This window comes from Anaerocolumna sp. AGMB13025, from assembly GCF_029689925.1.
In the GTDB taxonomy this organism is placed as follows: domain Bacteria; phylum Bacillota; class Clostridia; order Lachnospirales; family Lachnospiraceae; genus Anaerocolumna.
The window spans coordinates 5,307,613-5,331,814 of sequence record NZ_CP121445.1 but is presented as its reverse complement, the minus strand read 5'-3'; the positions used below and the strand labels follow the sequence as shown (position 1 = coordinate 5,331,814).

The window sequence follows — 24,202 nt, the reverse complement described above, 5'->3', positions numbered from 1 at the left end:
GGGAGGTGTTACCTATGAATTTGAATAAGAAAAATATAGTTATAACCGGAGCCTCCTCCGGCATAGGAAAGGAAATTTTAAAGAAACTTATGCAATACGAGGTAAACGTAGTCGCGGTTGCAAGAAATGTATCTAAAATACCCGCTAATCAAAAAGTAATTCCCTATTCCTGTGATGTCTCTAATAAAGAAGAGGTGGATAAGTTATTTGATTTTGCAGCAGAAAAACTGGGAAGTATTGATATATTTATCGCAAATGCAGGCTTTGGTTATTGTGAGCAGATTAAGGACGCAAATTGGGAACATATTGCGGATATCTTTTGTACTAATGTATTTTCTCCCATCTATTCAGTAGAAAAGATGAGGGTGATAAATGGAGAAAGAAAATATTCCGTAGTAATAACCTGTTCGGCGGTCAGTGAAGTCCCGCTTCCCGGTTATACCCTGTATTGTGCCACAAAGCATGCCCTTAACGGCTTTGGAAGAGTTTTTCAATATGAAGCAAAAAAGAATGAGATTATATCATTTGTTTATCCAATTGCTACTAAAACCAAATTCTTTGCAAAAGCAGCAGAAAAAGCTCCGGTTCCATGGCCGGTTCAGGCATCGGATAAAGTGGCGGAAAGTGTTATAAGGGGAATTGAAAAGGAAAAACGGTTTATCTATCCTTCAAAAACATTTATCGTATTACGAGCCATAAACCGGATTTTCCCGTTTACCAATACGATATATGGAAAAATACAAAATGCTAAATTTCAGAAGTGGCTGCAAAAAACACAGGTCTAGCCACAATAATACGATTCTTACCACGCGCAATTTATAGCATAAACCCAAGAGGGTATGCTAGCAGCAAGGAAGATTCGTTTGAAATAAATACAGAGAGTGCTTTTTCTCTTAGAATGAAATTGCCGCTTATAAGGCGTAAGGAGGTTATCTTGAAAAAATTTAGAGGGGAAACTATAATAATTGCTTTACTTTTTACAGTATCAACAATATTGGGGCTTGTGTCAGCTCCATGCAAACAGGTCTTTGCCCAGGAAGAAACCGGTAATCATTACCCGGTTGTAATGGTACATGGCTTGTTTGGCTGGGGTAATAATGAAGTTGCCGGAATTAATTACTGGGGTGGTGCAGAAAGCCTCAGTCAAAAGCTGAATGACAATGGCTATACCGTCTATACACCCTCCGTTGGACCAATTTCTAGTAACTGGGACCGGGCCTGTGAGTTATACGCCTATATGAAAGGCGGAACTGTGGACTATGGAGAGGCACATGCGAAAAAATATGGGCATGCCAGATATGGAAGAACGTATACCGGTGTTTATCCCCAGTTTGGAACCACCGATGAAAATGGAATTATTCAAAAGGTACATTTAATTGGACATAGCATGGGCGGGCAGACAATCAGAGTTTTAGCACAGCTCTTAGAAACCGGCAGTCCAGAGGAGATTGCGGCCACCACAGACGGAAGTCTGAGTCCCCTTTTTGCCGGTGGAAAGTCCTGGATTGCCAGTATCTCTACCATAGCTACACCCCATAACGGCAGCCAGGAGGCATATTCCCAAAATAAAATAGAGCCCTTCGCACATCAGATCTTTGCCGCCCTTGCCGCTATAACCGGAACAGAAATTAGCGCAGGGAACTATAATCTTGATTTAAAAATGGATCAGTGGGGGCTTAAAAGAACAGACAGTGAATCTTACTTTAGTTATTATAACCGAGTAATGAACAGCAATCTGTGGAAAAACACCAAAGATATAAGTCTGTGGGATTTAACGCCGGAAGGTGCGAAAGAGCTGAATGAAAAAGTACCGGCTATGAAGGATGTGTATTACTTTTCCCTAGCCTGTTCGGATACTCACGAAGATATCCTTACACATTATCAGGTACCAAACCTGAATATGCATCCCATCCTTTGGAAAAGTTCAATTTTTATGGGAATGTACACAAACCGAACTCCCGGTGAAGTTACAATTGACAATACCTGGTGGGAAAATGACGGAGTTGTAAGTGTAAATTCAGCCATCTACCCGACCCTTAATTCCACCGATCAAATGGTAGACTACAATGGTACACCACAATTAGGAGTCTGGAATTATCTTGGCAAGCTTAATAATATCGACCACCTGGAAGTAGTTACCATGGAGAATAACAGAAGCTTACTGGAGGGGCAATTCTTTGATTTGTTACAAATATTAAAAAATCTGCCAGAATAGGTGTAAGATGAAAATGTGCTTTAAAGCGGTGTAAAAGCTGCTTTAAAGCACATTTAATCAAAGCGTATCTTTTCCATCAACTTGTTTTATTCAGCGAGCAGTTATACCTTTCCGGTCAGAAGTGCTATGCAGTCCTTAGATTAAATTATTTGTGCTATATTAATCTGCTCCGAAGGAATGTCTTCACTATACTGCCATTTTCCAGTTGAAATAATTTTCTGTTTAACGGTTTCGCTTGGCGGATAAACATGACACATATATTCGTGCGTAACGGTTCCCAATAAAAGCGAGTTATGCGTAAAAAAACAAAGATCTTCTAGCGTTTGTGTAGAAGAAGTCACTTGCCCATTAATTTGTTCTTGTAAAAATAGATCAAAAAAGTATTTAAGCAATATTTCTTGTGCAGTATTAGTTGATTTATATATATTTATTTCGATAAAATTATCTCTTGAAGAAAAGTCATAACAAAACCATTTCTGTAGCCGAACTTTTTTGACTAAAAATGGCTCTAGTTCGGTGGCAAGGTCTGTCTTAGTGCAAGAAGTCCATGGTGCTTTCGACAGCGAAAAGTAGGAAGCCGAAGTAAAACAAATATCTATTAGTTCTTGATATTTTTCGCCTTTTATATTATTAATTCCGTTTTCAAATTCATCAGGTGAGCAACCTTCGTCATACATAGGCTGTATTAATCTATACATGTAATTATCCTCTTCTTTGCTCAGTATTGTGATTGCTTAGAGTTACTTGCAATAATCTGCAAAGCTAGATTATATATAAGCCACTCTATACTAATAATGATTGTATCATAGATGACCCGGGATAGTCTATAGCAATGAATTATATTGAGTGACAAAGATATGGATCGGATTATAGGAATGCCATCTGGAATAATGGCTCCACAATAGTATATAAATTCATACTTATTATGAAATAAAATATCACCTCCCATTTGGTGTTAAAGATATTATAATCAGTAAATAGCCAGGTCATTCTATCTTAAGATACCTCTTTGTTTTCTTTTTCTGTTAATTTCAGTTCTTCTTGTTTACTTATCTAAATTTACCAATAATTCAGCAATATTTTCGCCTCTTTCAAATCAGTCTTGTACTTATTTTGGAGCACTATTTGCAATAAATAAAGCAGTTTAATGATATCTTTATTAAATAATGTTGTGTAAAATAGAACCATAAGATAGAGGCATAAGAAAGTGGAAATAAGTAATGGATAAATCCTTGATAAGAATTGGGAAGGGTAGGGAAAGAGCGAAACAAATGCAGTTTTTAAGAAGTTATTCCTTAAAGTACAATAAAAAAGTAGCAAATCCCTAGTTTTTCTATAAAATATAATATAAAACGAAATAGTTTTAATAATCAGGAGGTAGTTTTATGCCGATTTCGGGTGTCTGGTTACCAATCATAACCCCATTTAAAGAGGACAAAATAGATTATAAATCCTACAGGAAAATGATTGATCATTATGCGGATAAGGGAATAAGCGGCTTGATCCCCTTGGGAACTACAGGTGAGATTCCAGCATTAAGCGATTATGAGTTTGAAGAAATGATAGATAAGACTTTGGAATATAATAACGGCCGTCTGCCTGTATTTGCAGGAGTTGGCGGCAACTATACGGCGAAAGTCATTAAAAAAGTTAAAATTGCAGAAAAGTATAATATACAGGGTATCCTGTCCGTCTGTCCCTACTATAATAGACCAAGCCAGGAGGGTATCTACGGTCATTTTAAGAGTATAGCCGAAGAAACCAATTTAGACATCATACTATATAATATCCCATACCGTACCGGAACCAATATGGAAAATGATACAATTTATAAACTGGCTGAGCTTAAGAATATCGTGGGTCTAAAAGATTCCTGCGGAGATATCAAACAGACCATGGCATTGCTATTAAACCCGCCAAAAGATTTTTCGGTGCTGACCGGAGAAGATATTTTATTCTATCTGACCCTAACCTTAGGCGGACAGGGCGGAATACTGGCCTCAGCCCATGTTAAAACAGAACAATTTGTTGAAGTATATAAAAAAGTAAAAGAGAATAACCAAGACGAAGCCCTGAAACTCTTTAAGGAACTGTATGAATTTATCCCCCTTCTATTTAAAGAACCAAACCCTGGTCCGATCAAATATTGCCTGAGTGAACAAGGACTTATCGAATCACCGGAATTAAGGCTTCCTCTGACCCAGATATCGGATCAGCTGAAAGAAAAACTTGATAGAGTATTAAAATTTAAGACGAAAAATAAAGACGAAAAATAGAAAAATACAAGAGGCTGTTGCAAAATTCAAAGAGTAAATTACTTGGGAGAGAATGGGGATAATGTTTTTTTAAAATTTTGTGTAAAGTATGCGCGAATGGCTGCAAGAAAGAGAATGCAGCCGCCTATTCGCGCAATATTGGAATAAAATTTCTAAAAAACATTATCCCCTTTCTAAGCCCAAGTTCAAAAACCTTACAATTTTGCAACTGCCTCATACTAGTTAGAAGCTAAATAAATATTAATAGCATTATTTGATTTTCAGCCCTATACTCCGAAAATACTTATAACCTCGTACATTAAAATTCATCAGAAAAATACCATCCTGTATCCTCATCCCATAGCAAATCTGTATCATCTAAATTAACATACCAGGTACTGTTAGGTACTGATTTTCGTATCTCGGTTAAACATCCAGCCCAATGCAAACAGGCACTAAACATATCATTTACATCTTCTGTCATGGGCAACTTCGTCGCTCCGCTAAATATTATATCTGGCTCTGAAATATCATATTCATAGACACAAAAATCTTCTCCAATGCCTTTAAACTCAAATGCATCCGAGTATTTAGTAATAATTTTATTAATAGTTTCATTCTCTTGCACTGTTAAAGGCAGTTTTCTTTCTGCTGAATAATATAGTGATATTCCCATATCATGTCCCCCTTAGTATAAATAAACTACAGTAGCAGTTGCTTAACTAAAATCAACGTATATTAGATTATACCAGAATAAAAAGAAAATATGAAGCACTATATATTATTCTATTAATAGACAGTGCACCATAATATAAATAGCTTTGTCTACAAAACACCAAAGACTAAGGCAGTATTCAGGTATACTTGTAATCGTTTGGTATTGGAAAGAACCCTCATGGCTCTTAAACTTGATGAACTGCGCCAAGGAGGAAAAGAGCAACTGTCTGAACGAAGTGAGTTTTGCTCTTTTCCTCCTGCTTTAAGCAGTTCACCAAGTTTTAGAGCCATGCGGGTTTCTTTCCCTGCCAAACGATTACAAGTATACCTGAATACTGCCGCCCCCTTGAGAAACACTAACGACTAACAAAAAGCCTTAATCCAAATAAGTCTGCTGCCTTTTCAAATATTCACTGGGCGACATGCCAACATTCTTCTTAAAAATCCGGCTAAAATATAAAGGATTGCCATAGCCTACGAATTCAGCGGTTTCACTGATGTTAAAAGTGCCGTCCTTTAATAATTCCTTGGCTTTATTCATGCGGATATCACACAGATATTGTCCGGGTGTCGTACCGGTATATTTCTTAAAACTCCGTATAAACCAGCAGCAGCTGATATTACACTGATCCGCATAGTCTTTGACCGACAGTTCATGCTGATATTCCGTATGAAAATATTCAATTGCCTGTTCAATTAGTTCATTACTCTTATGGCTTTCGGAAGCCTCTTCTGAAATCTGTCTGGAAAGCAGATAAATCAGTTCTTCAAAATACACATTGGTAAGGGAAAAGAAATTCTCCCGTTTTAACTGCAATTCTCTTATAATCTTATCATAGATTCTTTTGCATTCTTCCCCGGTATTGATATGGAACAGATGATGAGGATATAATCCACACCTGGTTAAAAGTTCCATTACCTTCAGACCGGAAAAATGAATCCAGTAAATATCAGGATGCTCCTTAAGAGAATAAAAATAATGCTGGATTTCCTCCGGGTAATATAATATAAACGATTCCGCCGGTACATGAACCATAGTATTCCTGATTAAAAAATCCGCACTGCCGTGTGCCACATACAGTAATTGATAATCCTTACGTCCAATTGTCCGGAGGGTTTCAAACTTTTTTAATTTTATCAGTTTATAATGTCCGCAGCTGTTAACGGAAATATTATTTTGTGTATCTACCACCTCTTCATCGAAGCCGTATAAATATCCAGATATATTTAACATAGTATCTCCTTTTCCTTGCTGTCTGCTTATTGCAAATGTCAGTATATTCTCCGTTTTAACATAAAATTCCTAAAAAAATGTAACTTTTATATGGATAGGGACAGTAAATAAATTAGGTGTCCTTATAGTTGAGTATGACTTATATTTGATATAAAGTAAAGTGAAAAGTATCATTTTGTATATGTTTTAGATAATATACTTTATGTGATTTCACCATAAAATATATTATAATTTAAATAACCAAAGCACACTATTACTGCATGCAGAATGGAAAGGAAAAGGAACCGCATATGAGATTACCGAAGTATTATGAAGATCCAAAGACACTTCACCTGGGAACCATGCCTTACCGGGCATACTACATTCCCTTTGAGACAGACAGATTGGCCAGTGAAATTTTAGACACCCCAAGAGAAGAATCAAAAAGAGTTACCATGCTAAGCGGAGAATGGAAATTCCGCTATTATAACAACCGTTTTGAAGTAGAAGAGGAGTTTACCGGTAAGGATTTTAAAGCAGAGAATTTTGATACCATTCCGGTACCAAGCTGCTGGCAGATTCTGGGCTACGGACAGAACCAGTATACCAATGTCAATTATCCCTTCCCTTATGATGCACCTTATATGCCGGAGGAAAATCCCTGCGGTGCTTACATAAAGAAGTTCTATCTGGAAGAAGAAAAGTTACAGGGCAAGAACTTCCTGAATTTTGAAGGAGTGGATTCCTGTTTTTATGTATGGGTAAACGGAACGTTCGCAGGCTACAGCCAGGTATCCCATTCTACCAGTGAGTTTGAGGTGTCCGAATTTCTGATACCGGGTGAGAATACCTTAGCAGTATTGGTATTAAAGTGGTGTGATGGCAGCTATTTGGAAGATCAGGATAAATTCCGTTTTTCCGGTATCTTCCGTGATGTTTATTTAGTTACCCGTCCCAAGGAACATATCAGGGACTATTTTGTAAAGTCAGAGGTATCCCAAGATTGCAAAAAAGCTAAGATTCTGATTGATTTGGAATATTATAATGACACGATTCCTACGGAATGTGTCTTACTGGAGGCAGATGAAAAGACCGGTTTATATGATAAGACCGGGAAAAGACTTACCGGTCAGGCACAAGGTAAAGTTTTAGAAGTAAAACAGGCAGCAGAGGGTCATGCAGAGTTTGTGTTAGAGGAACCAAAGCTTTGGAATGCTGAACATCCGGTGCTTTACACCTTACTGCTTAAAACCGGGGAAGAGACCCTTGTACAAAGAGTAGCAGTCAGAAAAGTCGAAATTATTAACCAGGTTATTTATGTTAATAATGTTCCAATTAAGATTAAAGGTGTAAACAGACATGACAGCGATCCTTATACCGGGGCAGCCATTAATGAACAGCAGGCTTTAAAGGATTTCACATTGATGAAGCTTCATAATGTGAACGGCATCCGAACCAGCCACTATCCGAATTCACCCTGGTTTTTACAGATGTGTGATGAAATTGGATTTTATGTGGTTTCGGAATCTGATATTGAATCCCACGGCGCTACCTCCTTTTACAGCGGCGGATATCTTACGACCTATGGCGATATTGTCCAGATGGATATTTTCTATGATGCTGTAAGAGACCGTATTGAAAGTAATGTAAGGCGGAATAAAAACTTCGGAAGTATCATTTTCTGGTCTATGGGTAATGAATCCGGTTACGGCAAGGCTTTTGAAGATGCTGCCAGCTGGGTTAAGGCCTATGATAGTACCCGCCTGACCCATTATGAAGGCAGTATCTATGAAACCGGCGGACATAAAAATGACATTTCCATGATCGACGTATACAGTAAAATGTATGATTCTGTGGAAGCAATCGATGAATATCTCAATAATAGTGATAATAAAAAGCCTTATGTATTATGTGAATTCATCCATGCCATGGGAAACGGCCCCGGAGATATTGAAGACTATTTTGAGAAAATATACGCAGATGATAGATTTATCGGCGGTTTTGTGTGGGAATGGTGTGACCATGCGGTCTATATGGGAAAAACAATTGAAGGGAAAGATAAATTCTACTATGGCGGTGATTTTAAGGAATACCCACATGACGGTAATTTCTGCGTAGATGGTCTTGTATTCCCCGACAGAAGAGTAGGAACCGGCTTATTGGAATATAAGAATGTAATCCGGCCGGTAAGAGCTTCCATAGTAGATTTAAAAGCTGGTCTGGTATATTTTGAAAACAAGCTGGATTTTACCAATTTAAAAGATTATTTAATGGTAACCTATGAGGTTGTATGCAATGGTAAGACCATAGGAAGCGGCAGCTTGGAGGAGCTTGATATACCTGCTAAATCAGGAAAATCAGTAAAATTAAGCTTTACTGTTCCGGAAGAAGGAATCAGTTACTTAAACCTGACTTATATCTTAAAGGAAGCAACCCCTTATGTTCCGAAAGGTCATACTGCTGGCTTTGACCAGCTTCTGATCAAAGAAGGAAGATATAAGGCAGAAGAAAGCAAAGACAGCATCCTGAATACAGGTTTAAGGGAGATTACGGTTGAGGAAGAGGAACGTCATATTATTTTAACCGGCAGTAACTTCCGTTATGTATATGATAAAGTAACCGCTGCGTTTCAATCCCTTGTCTATAATCAGGTATCTTATCTGGATAAACCTATGGAATACAACATCTTTAGGGCTCCTACGGACAACGACCGGAATATAAGGGAAGAATGGCAGAAAGCAGGCTATGACAGGCATATGGTAAGGGTTTATAAGACAGAAACCACCTCCGGCGAAGTTGTTACGATTACTTCTGCTTTTGCAATCGCGGCGATTCAAAGAGAGCATATTCTGGATATGGAAGTAAGCTGGACTGTTGATAAGACCGGCGCGGTACAAATCGCACTTACCGGTGACAGGAATACTGCCATGCCTTATCTGCCAAGACTTGGACTAAGAATGTTTATGCCTAAGATGTTTAAAGAAGCAGAATACTTTGGCTATGGTCCTTATGAAAGCTATATCGATAAACACAGATGCACATACGTCGGCTGTTTTAAACAGGAAGTATCCGATATGTATGAAGACTATATAAAACCCCAGGAGAATTCCAGCCACTTTGGCTGCCAATACTTAAAGGTAAGTGACAGAGTCAATTCCCTCACTGTTACCGGAGCAGAAGATTTCAGTTTTAACGTATCAGAATATACCCAGGAAGAACTGCTTCAAAAGAAACATAATTTCGAACTTGAAAAATCAGGACACACCGTTGTCTGCCTGGATTATAAAAACAGCGGAATCGGCTCAAACAGCTGTGGACCGGCATTAATCAAAAAATATCGCTTAGACGAAGAAAAGATAGCCTTACACTGGACCCTGTCCTTCAAGGGTTGACAGTCTGTCGAAAGTATACGTATGACACTGTAGGAACGGTTTTATATTATATTGGACTAGATAGTACAATTGATTCCAAGTATAACGTATTTATAACTATTCGTAGTACAATTGTATAAGGATTCATAAATAACGAAATAAGTATAACTGATTCATAATTCAACCTGTTTCATAATATAACTAACTTCATAGAGAAGTGTATTTTCATAGTACAGTTTATTATCATTCAGCAATATATTTCCATAGTACAGTTTATTATCATCCAACAATATATTTCCACAGTACAGTATATTATCATTCAGCAGTATATTTTCAATGGCACAGTATATTTCTTAGTACCGCATAGTTTCATGATATGGCTATTAATAATTTTATAGTAAAAATAAAATATAAAAAACTTGATAAAATCAGCCCAGGCACATAAATTGAAAGCATGCTACTACGGAGCTCTTTCCTAAGCGCTTCATGATGAACCTGTAAATTTACTTATGGCTGCTTCAAGTGGTTTAGAGCGAAAAAGTACACTGTCTGACGAGCATAGCGAGGAGTTTGTACTTTTTCGCTCTTGTTTTACCACTTGAAGCAGCCATTAGTAAATTCAGGTGAAGAATATAAGCTTAGGAAAGAGCTCCGTAGTAGCATGCTTTCTTCATAGACTAAAAGCTGATTTTATCAAGTTCCACAACCTAAATTAAAATGTTAAATTCTTAACCTTTCACAGAAAATTCGTGCCCCCACATAAAATCATAGCCTAAATCCACAAAAAATCAGAAATGATACAAAAAATCATTCCAACAGGATGAATCTTTTTACACAATGTGTTATAGTATTCTTTGGACAAAATACACCTAATTTTTTTGAGGAGAAAATAACATGCCATATAAAGATATACAACATTTTATGAAGTATCTGGAGGACAGAAAACAATTAAAGAGGATTAAGGCAGAAGTAAACCCTGTCCTTGAAATTACTGAAATTGCGGATCGTGTAGTGAAAAAGAGAGGACCGGCCCTGCTTTTTGAGAATGTAAAAGGCTCTCCATATCCATTATTAATTAATGCTTTTGGGTCATACCGGAGAATGAGTATGGCAGTTGGTGCAGATAAGTTAGATGACATCGGTAAAGATATTCAGGATTTAATTGACTTTTCCAATTACCAGACCATGCTTGACAAGGTAAAATCCATTCCAAGACTTGCAAGGCTGTTAACCGTATTTCCTATTAAAGTAAAGAAAGCGCCTTGTCAGGAAGTCATAGAAGAACCCGACTTAAGCAAGCTTCCCATCTTAAAGTGCTGGCCGGATGACGGCGGACGTTTTATTACCCTGCCCCTGGTATTTACTAAGGATCCGGAGACCGGACAGCAGAATATCGGTATGTACAGACTGCAGGTGTATGACAAGACAACTACCGGCATGCACTGGCATCTCCATAAGGATGGAAGGGAAATCTATGACAAATACAGAAAACTCGGCGGCAAGATGCCGGTTACTGTTGTAATCGGATGTGACCCGGCTACTATTTACGCGGCTACGGCGCCCCTGCCTAAAATGATTGATGAGATTATGTTTGCCGGGTACCTAAGAAGATTGCCGGTACCAATTGTTAAATCCGTAACCAACGATATCTACATCCCGGCCAATAGTGAGTTTGTATTGGAAGGTTATGTGGATACGGAAGAACTAAGAATGGAAGGACCTTTCGGGGACCATACCGGATATTATTCAGAAAAGGATATGTACCCGGTATTTCATGTAACCAAAATGACCAGAAAAGAAAAACCGGTCTTTATGGCAACGATTGTGGGCAGACCTCCTATGGAAGATTGTTATATGGGAAAAGCCACAGAGAGATTATTCCTTCCTCTGCTTAAAATGGTTGCTCCGGAGATTGTCGATATGAATTTTCCGTTAGAAGGAGTTTTCCATAACTGCGTTATTGTATCCATCCACAAGAAATATCCTGCCCATGCCAAAAAAATATTAAATACCTTATGGGGCAATGGCCAGATGATGTATACCAAGATGATTATTGTAGTAGATGCAGAGGTTAATCCTCATGACATCTCCGCTGTTGCCTGGAAAGTATTTAATAATATAGATGCCAAACGGGACTTAATTATTTCAGAAGGACCTTTAGATGCCCTGGATCATTCTTCTCCCCTCCACTTAATCGGTAATCGCCTCGGAATCGATGCAACGAAGAAATGGGCTTCCGAAGGATATGAAAGGGAATGGCCGGATGATATTGTGATGTCCGATAAAGTAAAAGAAAAAGTGGATAAGAGGTGGAAGGAGTATGGTATTTGATAAGTTAAAAAAGTATGGGGAACTGGTTATGTTCTCCCACACTGTTTTTTCCCTGCCCTTTGGACTTCTTGCCATGTTATGGGCGGCCAACGGGATTCCTGAGCTTAGCATCTTCTTCTGGATTCTGGTGGCATTATTCGGAGCCAGAAACGGTGCCAATGCATTCAACCGTATAGCTGACCGGTATATTGATCAGAAAAATGAACGGACAAGTAACAGACATTTATCCACCGGGCAGGTAAAATTATATGAAGCAATAGCAATAACGGTGCTATGTTTTGCTCTTATGGCGGTAGCAGCTTTTATGTTAAACCTCACCTGTCTGATACTGCTTCCCTTTGCCATTGCTTTATTTATATTTTATTCCTACTCAAAACGCCTTACCTGGCTCTGCCACTTTATCCTTGGTGTTGCCTGCGGAGGGGCACCGGTGGGGGCGTGGATTGCTGTAACCGGTGGTATTACGTTAGTACCTTTATTTTTAGGAGCGGCGGTATGCTTCTGGGTAGCCGGATTTGATATTATCTATGCCACACAGGATATCGAATTTGACCGCAAGGAAGGACTTCATTCCGTACCTGCTAGGTTTGGACTAAAAGGTGCCCTGTGGATTGCAAGAGGATGTCATGTCATGCATGTGCTCTGCCTCATTGCCCTTTACATCTTCATGCCCAGAGGTATCTTTTTCCTGATTGGTATTATAGTTTCCGTAATTTTACTGTGTGTGGAACACTACAATGTAATTCCGGAAAATAAAAATAAGATGCTATTTGCAGCCTATCATATTAACCAGATATTAAGTATTGTATTTTTTATTTTTGCTATGATTGATTTTTGGTATGGTAAATTGTCCATATTATAAAATGCTTATTAGGGAACATGATTGATATCTTATATTCTTAAGGAAAAAATCAATTTTTTAATATTAATTATGGTAAATTAGTAGTGTCATATATTAAGTGAGGCAATTATAGAAATTATTAATTATCATTGGGATTACATGAATTTGAGTGATACGATTAAGAGATACGATTAAGAGATACGATTAAGAGATACGATTAAGAGATACGATCAAGAGATAAGATCAAGAGATACGATTACGAGATATGAATATGTGATACGATCAAGAGATACAATTATGAGGTATAAAAAGATTGGAGTTAGATGTAGATGAAACGATATATTATTGGTGTCACCGGCGCCAGCGGGAGTATTCTTGCCAAAGTACTGTTACGTTATTTAGCCGGTACGAAAGCAGAACTCCATATCATAGCCACCGATATGGGAAGAAAGGTGTTTGAATACGAAACCGGAATTCCCTGGACAGCATTTATAAGCACCATAAAACAAAAGGAAGCTGAAATCTTTGACTATGAGAATCAGGATATGTTTGCAAGGGTGGCCAGCGGTTCCTTTCAGGTGGAGGCCATGATGATAGTTCCCTGTTCCATGGCAACGGCAGCTAAGATTGCTGTCGGAACAGGTGGTAATTTATTATGCCGTGCTGCGGATGTCTGCCTGAAAGAAAAGACCAGACTGGTCATATCCCCAAGGGAAGCACCTCTTAGCAGCATTCATCTTAAGAATCTTCTGACCCTGAGTGAATGCGGGGCAGTCATACTGCCGCCGGTTCCCATGTTTTATGCGAATTCAGATAATTATGATGAGATGGTCTACGGCATTGCAGGCAGAATATTAAAATCCGCCGGAATTGATAATGATTTATATACAAAATGGAACAGTGGAAAGGCTAATTAAATGAATTTAGATAAAGTTAAAGTTTTTAATAAAGTGAAAGTTTCAAACGCAGTATCAGTCAGAATATTACTTACCTTATGTGTAATCTTAACTGCCAGCTTCGTCTTAACGGGATGTTCAAAGGAGAAGAACACACTAACTGTCGGAGTTATGACAGATCTTGACTCTATTCCCTTAATAGTAGCAAAACAGCAGGGCTATTTTAGTGACAATGTGAAGCTGGAAATCTATCAGAGTCCGGTAGATAGGGACAGTGCATTGTTTTCCGGTAATTTAGACGGCAGCATTTCCGATGTCCTGGCGGTCTGCCTTGCCAAAGACGGTGATTTTCCTGTTTATGCAACCTCAAAGACTTATGGACGATATGGAATCGTAGCAGGGAAGGATTCTGGGATTACAAATGCTAAACAGTTAGAAGGAAAAGAAATTGGTCTTAGTTTGAATACCATAATTGAATATGTGACAGACAGTATGGTTTCTGCAGATGGTGGGGACCCCTCCCAGCTTAAAAAGACTTCCGTTCCCAAAATCCCCTCCAGACTGGAGCTTTTACAGAATAACCAGATTGATGCCGTTGCCATGCCTGAACCCTATGTATCAGCAGCCGGGACAGCTGGTGGAATCATAGTAAATACCTCTGATAAACTGGGAATAAATCCAGGAGTCATGCTATTTACCAAAGCTGCTGTTGAGAAAAAGAGCGATGAAATCAAAGCTTTTTATGAAGCTTATGACAAAGCGGTGGATTATATTAACTCGACCGACCAAAAGGAATTCATGCCGGCAGTTATAAAGGAAACCGGTCTGCCGGAAACTGCTCTGACCATAGAACTTCCCCAGTATGAAAAAACCTCACTTCCAGAAAAAGAGCAAGTATTAGATGCCATGCAGTGGCTTTATGACAGGAAATTGATAAAACAGGCCTATACTTACGAAGACCTGGTGAAGAAAGTAAATGAATAAGTTATGGTATTAGTGAGCTTATATACAGAGTTTCAGGAATTAACGGTAAGGGAGTCATTATGATAGAACTGAACGCACAATCAATATATTATAATACCGGACAGCCAATTCTAAAAAATATATCTTTTGTGGTTGAAAAAGGCGAAATAGCAGCTCTGACCGGAGCCTCCGGTATTGGTAAGTCTACTATTTTAAAGATGATTGCCGGCATTCATCGTGGTTACGAAGGAAGTGTTGAGTTGCCTAAAAACAGCAGAATTGCCTTTATATCACAGAAGAACTGCCTTCTTCCCTGGAAAACCGTATTTGAAAATATCATTCTGTTAAAGAAAGTAGAAGACGGCAGAGTGGATAAGACAAAAGCCTCCGAGCTTATGAAAAGCCTTGGTTTATCCGGGTATGAAAAACAGTATCCCTTGTACTTAAGTGGTGGTCAGTATCAGAGAGCAGCCCTGGGACAGGCTTTTTTCTATGAACCGGATATTATATTAATGGATGAGCCTTTTTCTGCTTTGGATGTCTCAACCAAACAGGAAATCCAGGAAGTCTTTTTAAAGCTCCAAAGGCAGCACAGTATTACCACCTTATTCGTTACCCATAACACGGAAGAAGCAGAATACATGGGCAGCAGAATTATAAATTTGGAAAATACTAGAAGTACAAGGAGGGAATACCGGTGAAAAAATGGCTAGGCATTTTATTATTAATTAGTATATGGCAGTTCACTGCAATCCTAGCGGATAATAATATATTCCCGTCCTTTACCCAGGTATTGGCAGCACTGGTATGGAATATCAAAACCATACTGATCCATGGATTTTATAGCTGCTTAAGACTGATTGCAGGAGTAGTTTCTGCGGTACTTATTGGAATGCCGGTTGGAATCTTAATTGGTTACCATAAGCGTCTCAGTGAATATATTTCACCAGTTATTTATCTGTTAGCACCCATCCCCAAAATTGCATTGCTGCCTCTGATTATGCTCTTATTTGGCATCGGGGATTTGTCAAAGATCTTTATCATCTTTATCATAATGTTATTCCAGGTAATTGTAGCAGCCCATGACGCGGTTAAAAACATACCCCAGGAATACTTTATCCCTTTAAGAACGATTCGGGCAGGCCATAATTCAATTATCCGCCATATCATTATTCCGGCAGTCCTTCCGGAGATGTTTACTTCTGTAAGGATCGGACTTGCAACCGGCATCTCCGTACTGTTCTTTGCGGAGACCTTTGGAACCAGGTGGGGGTTGGGCTTTTATATCATGGACATGTGGATGAGACTTAATTATCAGCAGATGTATGCTGGAATCGTAGTACTGGGGATTCTGGGACTTGTCAGTGTAGCTATTGTGAACAGACTCCAGAAGAGAATCTGCCCCTGGATGCCTTCACAGGAAAAACGATAAAAGTAATACGTTAAAAGCAATACATTAAAGCAATACATTAAAGCAATACATTAAAAGCAATATATTAAAAGAAATACATTAAAACAGAAGATACTGCATAATAAAGCCTTCACCGGGCAGTTCTTTAGCAGAGGTATCAAATTCTCTGAAAAGAACAGTAAGTCATACACCGGTGCAGGCTTTTTTAAAATCCTATAAAAATAAATATGAAAATAAAATAGTTTAAATAACGAAAGCAAAAAATGATTCAATCATTGTAAGCAGATATGTATCAATTCTTAAAATATAATATACCTAACTCAAACTTCGCAGTTATAAACTTAAAAAATCTTGATAAAATCAGCCCTAAAGCTAAATTGAAAGCATGATTATACTATGTTTCATAAGCGCTTTATTCTGAGTCTGATCATTCACTTATGACTTTTTCAGGTGGTTCAGACTCAAAATGCACACTGTTTGACGAGCATAGCGAGGAGTTTGTGCTTTTTGGGTCTTGCTTTACCACCTTAAAAAATCATTAGTGAATTCCAGGCTCAGAATCCTAAGCTTATGAAACATAGCATAATCAATGCTTTCTTAATCACCTTCCTTGCTGATTTTATCAAGTATACCAAGACAAAAATAACTGCGAAGATATGATTGCTGCAAATTATTCCACAATAGAAACCTTATACTTAGCTGTAACCGTACCAGATTTGACAATAACATATACGGTTCCGGCTTTTTTAGCAGTTAAAACTCCTGTCTTTTTATTAATAGCAGCTAGCTTTGTATCAGAAACCCGGTAAGTTATTTTACCGGTAAATCCGTAAAGCTTTGTATTAAAATCAAAAGATTCACCAGCCTTTAGAGAAGCTTTTTTTCCTGTAAAGCGGATATAAGGTTTTTTTATGGTTACTTTAATCTTTTGCGAAAGTGACCCTGTCCGGGCGGTTATATAGATAGTACCAGGTTTTTTGACAGTCAGCAGTCCGGTCTCTTTTTGAATGGTGGCTAACTTTGTATTTGATACACTGTAAGTAAGCTCACCCTTTATGCCATAAGCTTTGGCTGCAAAGCTAAGAGTATTACCGGTATATACCGTTGCCGGTTTACTTCCAAAACTGATATAAGGCTTTTTAACCGTAACTTTGGTGGTGAAATCCCTGGAACTGCCGTTAATCGTTACTTTTGTGGTTATTAAGGCTTTCCCGGCACCTTTTGCCGTTATTGTGCCGTCACTAGAAACTTCTGCTACGGACTTCTTGTTAGAAGTGAATGTAATAGCAGTAACATCCTTCTCGGTTACAGCTGGTAATTTGGCGGTGATTTTACTGGTTTCACCTATATAGAGTGTCTTTGAGGCAGGGCTAACTGTTACCGAATCTACAGAAGGAGCCGGAGTTGCCGTGGCGGTTGGTGTCGTAGTGGAACCAGGTGCTGAAGGACCAGGATCGGACCCATGGCCTGGGGTCTGTGTAGGCGTAACCGTTGGAGTTGGTGTAGCAGTTGGAGTTGGTGTAGCGGTTGGAGTTGGTGTTGCAGGATTAGTCGGAGTCGGAGTAGGATCAGTTGGAGTCGGAGTAGGATTAGTCGGAGTCGGAGTAGGGTCAGTCGGAGTCGGTGTGGTGCCAGGGTCAGTTGGAGTTGGAGTCGGTACTTTATCGAGTGAATAATATGCCTGATTCATGGCATAATCGGCAATGATAACCGCCAGATCGGAAGCAGTTTTACCTTCCAGTCCTAAATCTGCCAGGTCGATATTAATTGAAGTAGTGGTTCCTTTCGTGTCCTCATCTAACAAACAGGAAGCAACCGGATTCAGCGGATCATTTTTATCAAACAGGAAAACGGCAGCTACATACTGGTTATCCTTAACCTGAATCTCGATAGAACCATCTTTTTCTGAGACGCCTGCCAGGGTTGGATTCTCCACATCGATGGTAACGGGGAAAGTCAACTCACTGTTTGCATTATTCTGGCTATGTCCGTCATAATCCAATTGTCCGTCTACCTTAAAGGTTACCTCCGTATTATTAGGAAGCAGTTTTCCCGATGCATCGGTACCGTCCCAGTAAATAGTATCAAGGAAGGTAGGAACAACAAGTCCATAATTCGGATTGTAGATTGATTTTGATTCGTAATGATAGCCATCGGAAGCAAGTACCTGATTCTCCTTATCGGTGATGGACCAGTCAAGGCTCTTAGCATTTCGTAATAGACTTAACTGGGCAATATCAAGACTATCAAAAGATGAGTCATGATTGGGTGAGATAGCAATCTTTTCAGGACCTGCCATAGGCGAAAGCAAATCATATAAATCCGGTTCCAGATAAGGATTATAGGTACCAATTAGTGCATATGCATTATCATCAAAAGGATTCACACCTAAATAACTGTTGCCGTCATCGGTTAATAAAGCATGGACACTTTGCTGATAACCTTGCAGGTCGTTGGCAGAACCGGAATCAAATAATGGTGCCTGGGTCCAGTCTCCATAATAGCCCATAAAAGGAAGGGACAGATTATAAGGGGTTTCCAAGGAATTCAAAATAACAAAACCGTCTACAAACTCGCCATTTTCAAAACTATTATTTAGAGTATCCTTAATTTCATCACTTAAAGTGAAGGTAACAGTTACCTCTATGTCTTCATTTGACTGTAAGGTTATTGCATCGGTATGTTCCCCATTTACCGTAAATTCTACATTGGTTAAATCACTGATATTCTCTGGGGTTTCACCAATAACTCCACCTCCGTCGGTTTCTGTTAAGGTGGTAACCTGCGGTATGAAGGTAATTGCAGAACCGGTAACAGATCTTATATGGAACGATTTCGTATAGATACCGGTCTTTGCTGCATCATCCCCAAGATTTAATTTCGGCCGTTGGTTTGCTTCTTTCGGATCTGCCACATACAGGTAGGCATCCGTGTTGACGGCATTATATACATTGACAATGCCGCTGCCTTGTTTACGGGGTGAATAATAAACACCGGCTGCATTTTTTGTGGGAACTGCTGTACTCATTAACAGATCATTGGCAAGTTCTGCCTTGTCATATTGTGTGGAAAATTTTGCAGAGGTATTTAAATATTCTTTTACCAGAGCAAAGGTACCTGCTATATGAGGGGCTGCCATGGAGGTTCCGCTCATACTGCCGTAATTGTTAAAGGGAAGAGTGGAATAAATATTTTCTCCAGGTGCGGATATCTCAGGTTTTAATTTAAGATCCGGTGTAACGCCCCAGGAAGAGAAAGTGGAAAGATTATTCGCATTATCATCCGGGAAGGTACCTATTTCTCCGGTAATCGTGAGTAGTTTACTTGCTGCCTTTAATAATTTATCTCCATCTGCAGCTGTTATGGAAACCGCGGGGATTACATAATCAGATATGGACATGTTAATTGTACCTGGCTGATTGTTGTAAACTACGATACCGATGGCACCCTTCGCATATGCGTTTAAGACTTTATCATTAAAGCTTAAGGAACCCCTTTTTACCAGGGCTATTTTGCCGTTTACATCGATTTTGCTGTAATCGGTTAAATTACCAACATTAGGAACCGGTACATATTCGATGGCAGCCCCTGTAACAACGGATGTACCAGCAGAGTCAGAGGAGGCTGTAGTATCAGTAGCAGCATCAGCAGCACCGGTCCGTTCATCAGCACTGTTTAAGTCAGTTACCCCTACTGCAGCTCCGGTAACTGGTTTTAAATCACGGAATAAGGGCTGGCTTCCTACAGCGGTTTCCGAATAAGAAATTTTTTCTCCGTTTATTTCAAAATAAGCGGAATGATATTTGGCATTGATCACACTGGCTACAGAGGTGGAAGCGGCATAGGTGGAGGGTGAGCCAACAACAGCAGTGTCTGGATTGCCGGATAAAGCCAACCCATTAAGTCCGTTGTTATAGGAACTGCTATAACTGTTACCGGCAGAGACAGAAAGCGTGATTCCGGCAGCAGTAATGCGGTTATATACTTCGGATACCGATTCATCACCGTCATAGGTAAATCCGCTTGGGGATCCTAAACTCATATTGATGACATCAGCTCCAAGGGTAACCGTATCATCCAAGGCGGCAAGAATATCTTCCGTGCTGGCCCCTTTATCGCCTATTGTATCACTGAATACTTTCATGATCATTAACTGTGCTTCCGGTGCAACACCTGTTATACTGTCACCGTCTTCGTCCGGTGCAGCAATGGTACCGGCAACATGGGTGCCATGATCATTACCGTTTTTTTCTACCGATAACACCGACGGAGTTACTTGGGTATCCGAATCTGCATAGTCATAAGCATAAGGTATTTTTGCGCTTACATAAGTTTTTGAAGCATCCGTTATACCGGATCTGAGACCTTTACCTGAAATCCTCTGCTGAATATCAGTTTCTGTAAATTTTGGCTGGGCAGGAACCTTTTGAAAACCGATATGACCGGTATCAAGACCTGTATCCAGAATGGCAACTACAGTTCCTTCCCCTTTTAAATTCAAATCCCAGGTGGCAACTGCTCCAATGGTACCGGTACTGGTATCCATAACCGGTTCAATTTTTTCATAACTGCCTGCTATGTAGGCTGACTTTACCTCTGGCAGTTTTTTAATTTCTGCCAGGGATTGATATTTTACCTTTATGGCAAAACCATTCATAACTGATGTATAATTATAGATTACAGCAGCGGTATTTTTTTCTGTCTTTAAAGCCTGAATTCTATTTGTTACCAGCTTTTGTCTGTTTATCAGTCCATTTGAGATTTGTTCTGCTTTTTTTGTAACGGCATATTCGTCAAAACTTTCGGACATACTGGAATTAACCAGACCTGCAGTCTGATCTGTTTTAAAATGTTCCAGAAGAGGAGCCTCTTTTAATTCAACTATTACGGTAACTTCATCTTCGGGTCCATATTGTTTCCCGTTGATGTACGTTTCTATTGTATTTTTTTTAATCAGGTCAGAGGTATCATTGCCTGAATTTTCAACTTTTGTGAAAGATTTGATTCCTTCTTTTGTGGCTTCAGAACTGGCATAGGTCACAGGTCCAGTCACAATGGAAGTAATGACGAATATCAGAGCTGTCAAAGCTGCCGTCAGTTTCTTTCTCATTTACATCCCTCTCTCTTAAATTATTGATACCATACCTATTCGTTAAGATTCAGCACCAAAAGAATGTTTCCCGGGTACATTCTGCTGAATAAATGAAAAAAGAGTTTTGCTTTTGGCAACACTCCTAAAATAGGAAATGATATGAAACTAAAAAATAATATCATAAGGATTAATAGCGGCACGATATTGCTTTGGAACAACGCCGAAGCCTTATTTTAGGTATATAGATTACGCCTTTGTAATCTCCTTATTCAATTATTTTTTCTATCGTATCATAATTACCAAATAATTACAATAAAAGGATAAAAAATCATTTGACAAGTTTGTCCGTGATTCTATAAATTTTTTGTAGAAATAGAAAGAGAGGAAGAAAATAATGTCAGTTTTCCTAAAATAAGATCAATTATTTTTTGTTTATAATTAAGATTGTAAAATTCCTGAAATAATATATAATGTTATAGGCACACTATTTTAAGGCGGTTTATATGAACAATACTTTTGTAATACTATTATATAAATTATTTGAATTAGAAATCATGAGAGAAGAATTCTATGGTAACTTATCCGCAAGTGTTTTGTCTGAAAGCAATTATGCCTTTAAGAATACGGCAAAGATTCTGGCGGCAGAAGAGAAAAAGCGGGTGGATAGCTATAGAAAGGCTGTAAAGAAATCAGAAGCAGAGGAAGAATATGTAATTGATAATGGAATAATGGGTGAAGTTGAGTATGCTCTCATTAATTTAAAGCAGTCCATCAGCAGTTATGGAATTATAACGGCAGGACAGCTGATTGCAAAAGCCATTGACACACAGAATAAACAGATTTTTCTTATAACACATATTCTGGATCTGCTGAATGAGAAAAGACCATCTTTTGCAACAGAGATACTGAATACCTTATTGCAAGAGGAACAAAAACATCTTAAGAATCTTATGCCCTTTAATAAAATGTAAGAGTATAAGAGATTAGTTAAATTTATCTAAGAATCCAATGGTTATACTATTGACAGACGATTTCATAAATGGGATAATCACTGTATTTACAGAAAAAGAAAATTAACATTAACGGAAGCGTAAAATCATGTCAAAAATAAAAACATATCTTGAAAAAGGAAATAATATATATCTTATTTTGATTGTAACATTTATAGGCAGTGTTTTATTAAGAATTGGTTTAGGGCTCCTATGCGGGCAGATGAATGTTTTTTATGATGAATTATTACATTGGAATTTGAGTAAATCCGTTTATTATCACTTAGGCAGCAATTTCAGGAATGATATCCTAAGCTATAAGGAAATTCTGTATTCCATTGTATTATCCGTTTCCCATGCCTTTGGAGATGGGCAGACTCAGTACCATGTCGCAGTAGCTATGAACTCGGTCCTGATGTCCTCGGTTGTATTTCCGGTATATTTTATGTCTAACCGGTTTTTAAACAACAGATTCCGATCCTTTCTCATTGCTGTAATCAGTATAATGGTACCGGAAATGTATTACACCACCAAGATATTGCAGGAAAATCTGTATTATCCCATGGTAATCTGGTTTTTTTTCATTTTTATTATGCTGATTTTAAAGAACCCGTACAAGCTGCGTAATGTGATTTTGATGAGCAGCTATATTTTCCTTGTAAGCTTATGTAAACAGATGGCACTTAATATCTTTACCGGTGTGGTTTTATACTATATTCTTCAGTTCTTATTTTTTGATAAGGAAAACCGAAAGAAGTGCCTGATTAGTTTATTATTTTTTATAACGGTATTTTTAGGCCTTAAGTTTACCTATGATATTCTCTTTAACTTAATCAACCATATATCCAAAGAATCCTCGGCGGAAACCACGATTATTGCCATACTGCAGAATATGTTTGATACGTATTTGTTAAGCCGGCTGATGTACCCTTTGCTGTCGTATCTTTTGTTAACTACCTTATACTTTGGATATTTTACGGTAACCTTGCCGATTTCCATGAGCAGTGTATTAGACAAAAAGGAACGCAACCTATTTATAGTCACCTGTACTATACTGCTTTCAACGATTATGGTTATCTGTCTAAGAATTATTCCGGCAGAGAATTTAGACCAGGTAATGGCAAGATTCCATTTTCGATATATGTTTTATCTGGTAGTGCCTCTGCTGATTACATTGTTCAGTATTTATGACAAAGTAAAGCTTGTAAAGTTTGATCTTAAGATTATTATCCTGTCGGTGGTTTATCTGATGCTCCTTGGATATATCAGTATTATGCCGGCGGAGGGCTCTACGATTGACTGTGTGGGTGCTAATTATATAAAGTATTTGTTTAACAGTGAAATGATGGTTAACACCTTTCATATGCTGGTAATATTATGGATAGCAGGAAGCATCTATTTGTTATACCGGAAAAAAGTCAAGGCTTTTTATGGAGTCGTTGCGGCTACCCTTCTTTTGTCCGGAGTTATCAGTAATATCTATACTTATATTTATATCTATAATGATAAACAGAATTCCGTCAATAAGAATTCAGATGCGTTGACATTAAATAAATATTTTGAAGACCAGAAAGACTTTGATTGGAGATCACTCTTATTCGTATCCGATAAAAATGTATCCGATGCCAAATTAGAAACCTTCTTTGAGAGACCGGATTATTATTATTCCAAAACCGATGATTTTAAGAAATATATTAAGGATTTTCCGGGGGAATCCTTCTGGAACCTGAATTTATACAGCTTTAATCATCTGTTCCATGACCCCAAAGTTGGTTACCCGGAATATATCTTAACGAACAAATGGTATTCCATAGAAGGCTATACTCAATCAGAACTTAAATTAAAACGATATTATCTGTATGTAAGGGATGAGGACGGTGCCAATTAAGACAAGGGAGAAGAATAAAA

General features: G+C 38.4%; 16 protein-coding genes. 12 read left to right on the top strand and 4 right to left on the bottom strand.

Translation table 11 applies throughout. The features are described from left to right. Positions 1-14: 14 nt before the first annotated feature. Positions 15-785, top strand: coding sequence for an SDR family NAD(P)-dependent oxidoreductase (locus tag QA584_RS22050; protein WP_278271262.1), 771 nt, complete (start codon positions 15-17; stop codon positions 783-785). Positions 786-934: 149 nt separating this feature from the next. Continuing rightward, positions 935-2,215 (top strand): esterase/lipase family protein, encoded by a 1,281-nt coding sequence (locus tag QA584_RS22045; RefSeq protein WP_278271261.1) that lies wholly within the window; start codon positions 935-937, stop codon positions 2,213-2,215. 140 nt (positions 2,216-2,355) lie between these two features. Here QA584_RS22045 and QA584_RS22040 read toward each other — a convergent pair whose 3' ends face one another. Next, positions 2,356-2,913, bottom strand: a complete 558-nt coding sequence (locus QA584_RS22040; RefSeq protein ID WP_278271260.1) for a hypothetical protein — start codon at positions 2,911-2,913, stop codon at positions 2,356-2,358. 687 nt (positions 2,914-3,600) lie between these two features. Here QA584_RS22040 and dapA point away from each other — a divergent pair. Further along, positions 3,601-4,491: a 4-hydroxy-tetrahydrodipicolinate synthase gene (dapA, locus tag QA584_RS22035; RefSeq protein ID WP_278271259.1), complete on the top strand. Its 891-nt coding sequence runs from the start codon at positions 3,601-3,603 to the stop codon at positions 4,489-4,491. 298 nt (positions 4,492-4,789) lie between these two features. On the opposite strand, the gene QA584_RS22030 is transcribed toward dapA, so the two are convergent. Both QA584_RS22030 and QA584_RS22025 read right to left on the bottom strand, forming a co-directional pair. Then, entirely contained in the window at positions 4,790-5,146 is a 357-nt protein-coding gene (locus tag QA584_RS22030; RefSeq protein WP_278271258.1) for a hypothetical protein, read from the bottom strand. Between the two features lie 417 nt (positions 5,147-5,563). Further along, positions 5,564-6,421 carry a helix-turn-helix domain-containing protein gene (locus QA584_RS22025; protein WP_278271257.1) on the bottom strand — a complete coding sequence of 286 codons (858 nt, stop codon included), beginning with the start codon at positions 6,419-6,421 and terminating at the stop codon, positions 5,564-5,566. A gap of 290 nt (positions 6,422-6,711) precedes the next feature. Here QA584_RS22025 and QA584_RS22020 point away from each other — a divergent pair, with 290 nt between their 5' ends. The 7 genes from QA584_RS22020 (at position 6,712) to QA584_RS21990 (ending at position 16,234) form a co-directional block, all read left to right on the top strand. Continuing rightward, a complete protein-coding gene (locus QA584_RS22020) occupies positions 6,712-9,792 on the top strand; it encodes a glycoside hydrolase family 2 TIM barrel-domain containing protein (RefSeq protein ID WP_278271256.1) in 3,081 nt (1,026 codons plus the stop codon). Positions 9,793-10,665: 873 nt separating this feature from the next. Then, the gene (locus tag QA584_RS22015; protein ID WP_278271255.1) at positions 10,666-12,102 is read left to right on the top strand and encodes a menaquinone biosynthesis decarboxylase; all 1,437 of its coding nucleotides are present in this window, start codon (positions 10,666-10,668) and stop codon (positions 12,100-12,102) included. Further along, entirely contained in the window at positions 12,092-12,964 is an 873-nt protein-coding gene (locus QA584_RS22010) for a UbiA-like polyprenyltransferase (protein WP_278271254.1), read from the top strand. Before QA584_RS22015 ends, QA584_RS22010 begins: the two co-directional genes overlap by 11 nt. Before the next feature lie 308 nt (positions 12,965-13,272). Beyond that, a complete protein-coding gene (locus QA584_RS22005) occupies positions 13,273-13,860 on the top strand; it encodes a UbiX family flavin prenyltransferase (protein WP_278271253.1) in 588 nt (195 codons plus the stop codon). Continuing rightward, positions 13,861-14,823 carry an ABC transporter substrate-binding protein gene (locus tag QA584_RS22000; protein WP_278271252.1) on the top strand — a complete coding sequence of 321 codons (963 nt, stop codon included), beginning with the start codon at positions 13,861-13,863 and terminating at the stop codon, positions 14,821-14,823. 59 nt (positions 14,824-14,882) lie between these two features. Beyond that, positions 14,883-15,503: an ATP-binding cassette domain-containing protein gene (locus tag QA584_RS21995; RefSeq protein WP_278271251.1), complete on the top strand. Its 621-nt coding sequence runs from the start codon at positions 14,883-14,885 to the stop codon at positions 15,501-15,503. After that, a complete protein-coding gene (locus tag QA584_RS21990) occupies positions 15,500-16,234 on the top strand; it encodes an ABC transporter permease (protein WP_278271250.1) in 735 nt (244 codons plus the stop codon). The genes QA584_RS21995 and QA584_RS21990 overlap by 4 nt, the downstream gene beginning before the upstream one ends. Before the next feature lie 649 nt (positions 16,235-16,883). Here QA584_RS21990 and QA584_RS21985 read toward each other — a convergent pair. Beyond that, positions 16,884-21,323, bottom strand: a complete 4,440-nt coding sequence (locus QA584_RS21985) for a S8 family serine peptidase (RefSeq protein WP_278271249.1) — start codon at positions 21,321-21,323, stop codon at positions 16,884-16,886. A 485-nt stretch (positions 21,324-21,808) separates the two neighbouring features. Here QA584_RS21985 and QA584_RS21980 point away from each other — a divergent pair, with 485 nt between their 5' ends. After that, complete coding sequence (locus QA584_RS21980) at positions 21,809-22,276, top strand: hypothetical protein (RefSeq protein ID WP_278271248.1); 468 nt, start codon at positions 21,809-21,811, stop codon at positions 22,274-22,276. A gap of 127 nt (positions 22,277-22,403) precedes the next feature. After that, positions 22,404-24,182: a hypothetical protein gene (locus QA584_RS21975; RefSeq protein WP_278271247.1), complete on the top strand. Its 1,779-nt coding sequence runs from the start codon at positions 22,404-22,406 to the stop codon at positions 24,180-24,182. The last annotated feature ends 20 nt before the right edge of the window (positions 24,183-24,202 follow it).

Bases quoted from the DNA above. Each gene is read 5' to 3' on its own strand.
- QA584_RS22040 (WP_278271260.1), bottom strand. From the start codon at position 2,913: ATGTATAGATTAATACAGCCTATGTATGACGAAGGTTGCTCACCTGAT.
- QA584_RS22020 (WP_278271256.1), top strand. From the start codon at position 6,712: ATGAGATTACCGAAGTATTATGAAGATCCAAAGACACTTCACCTGGGA.
- QA584_RS22025 (WP_278271257.1), bottom strand. From the start codon at position 6,421: ATGTTAAATATATCTGGATATTTATACGGCTTCGATGAAGAGGTGGTA.
- QA584_RS22000 (WP_278271252.1), top strand. From the start codon at position 13,861: ATGAATTTAGATAAAGTTAAAGTTTTTAATAAAGTGAAAGTTTCAAAC.
- QA584_RS21985 (WP_278271249.1), bottom strand. From the start codon at position 21,323: ATGAGAAAGAAACTGACGGCAGCTTTGACAGCTCTGATATTCGTCATT.
- QA584_RS21995 (WP_278271251.1), top strand. From the start codon at position 14,883: ATGATAGAACTGAACGCACAATCAATATATTATAATACCGGACAGCCA.
- QA584_RS22030 (WP_278271258.1), bottom strand. From the start codon at position 5,146: ATGGGAATATCACTATATTATTCAGCAGAAAGAAAACTGCCTTTAACA.
- QA584_RS21975 (WP_278271247.1), top strand. From the start codon at position 22,404: ATGTCAAAAATAAAAACATATCTTGAAAAAGGAAATAATATATATCTT.
- QA584_RS22005 (WP_278271253.1), top strand. From the start codon at position 13,273: ATGAAACGATATATTATTGGTGTCACCGGCGCCAGCGGGAGTATTCTT.
- dapA (WP_278271259.1), top strand. From the start codon at position 3,601: ATGCCGATTTCGGGTGTCTGGTTACCAATCATAACCCCATTTAAAGAG.
- QA584_RS22050 (WP_278271262.1), top strand. From the start codon at position 15: ATGAATTTGAATAAGAAAAATATAGTTATAACCGGAGCCTCCTCCGGC.
- QA584_RS22015 (WP_278271255.1), top strand. From the start codon at position 10,666: ATGCCATATAAAGATATACAACATTTTATGAAGTATCTGGAGGACAGA.
- QA584_RS21980 (WP_278271248.1), top strand. From the start codon at position 21,809: ATGAACAATACTTTTGTAATACTATTATATAAATTATTTGAATTAGAA.
- QA584_RS22010 (WP_278271254.1), top strand. From the start codon at position 12,092: ATGGTATTTGATAAGTTAAAAAAGTATGGGGAACTGGTTATGTTCTCC.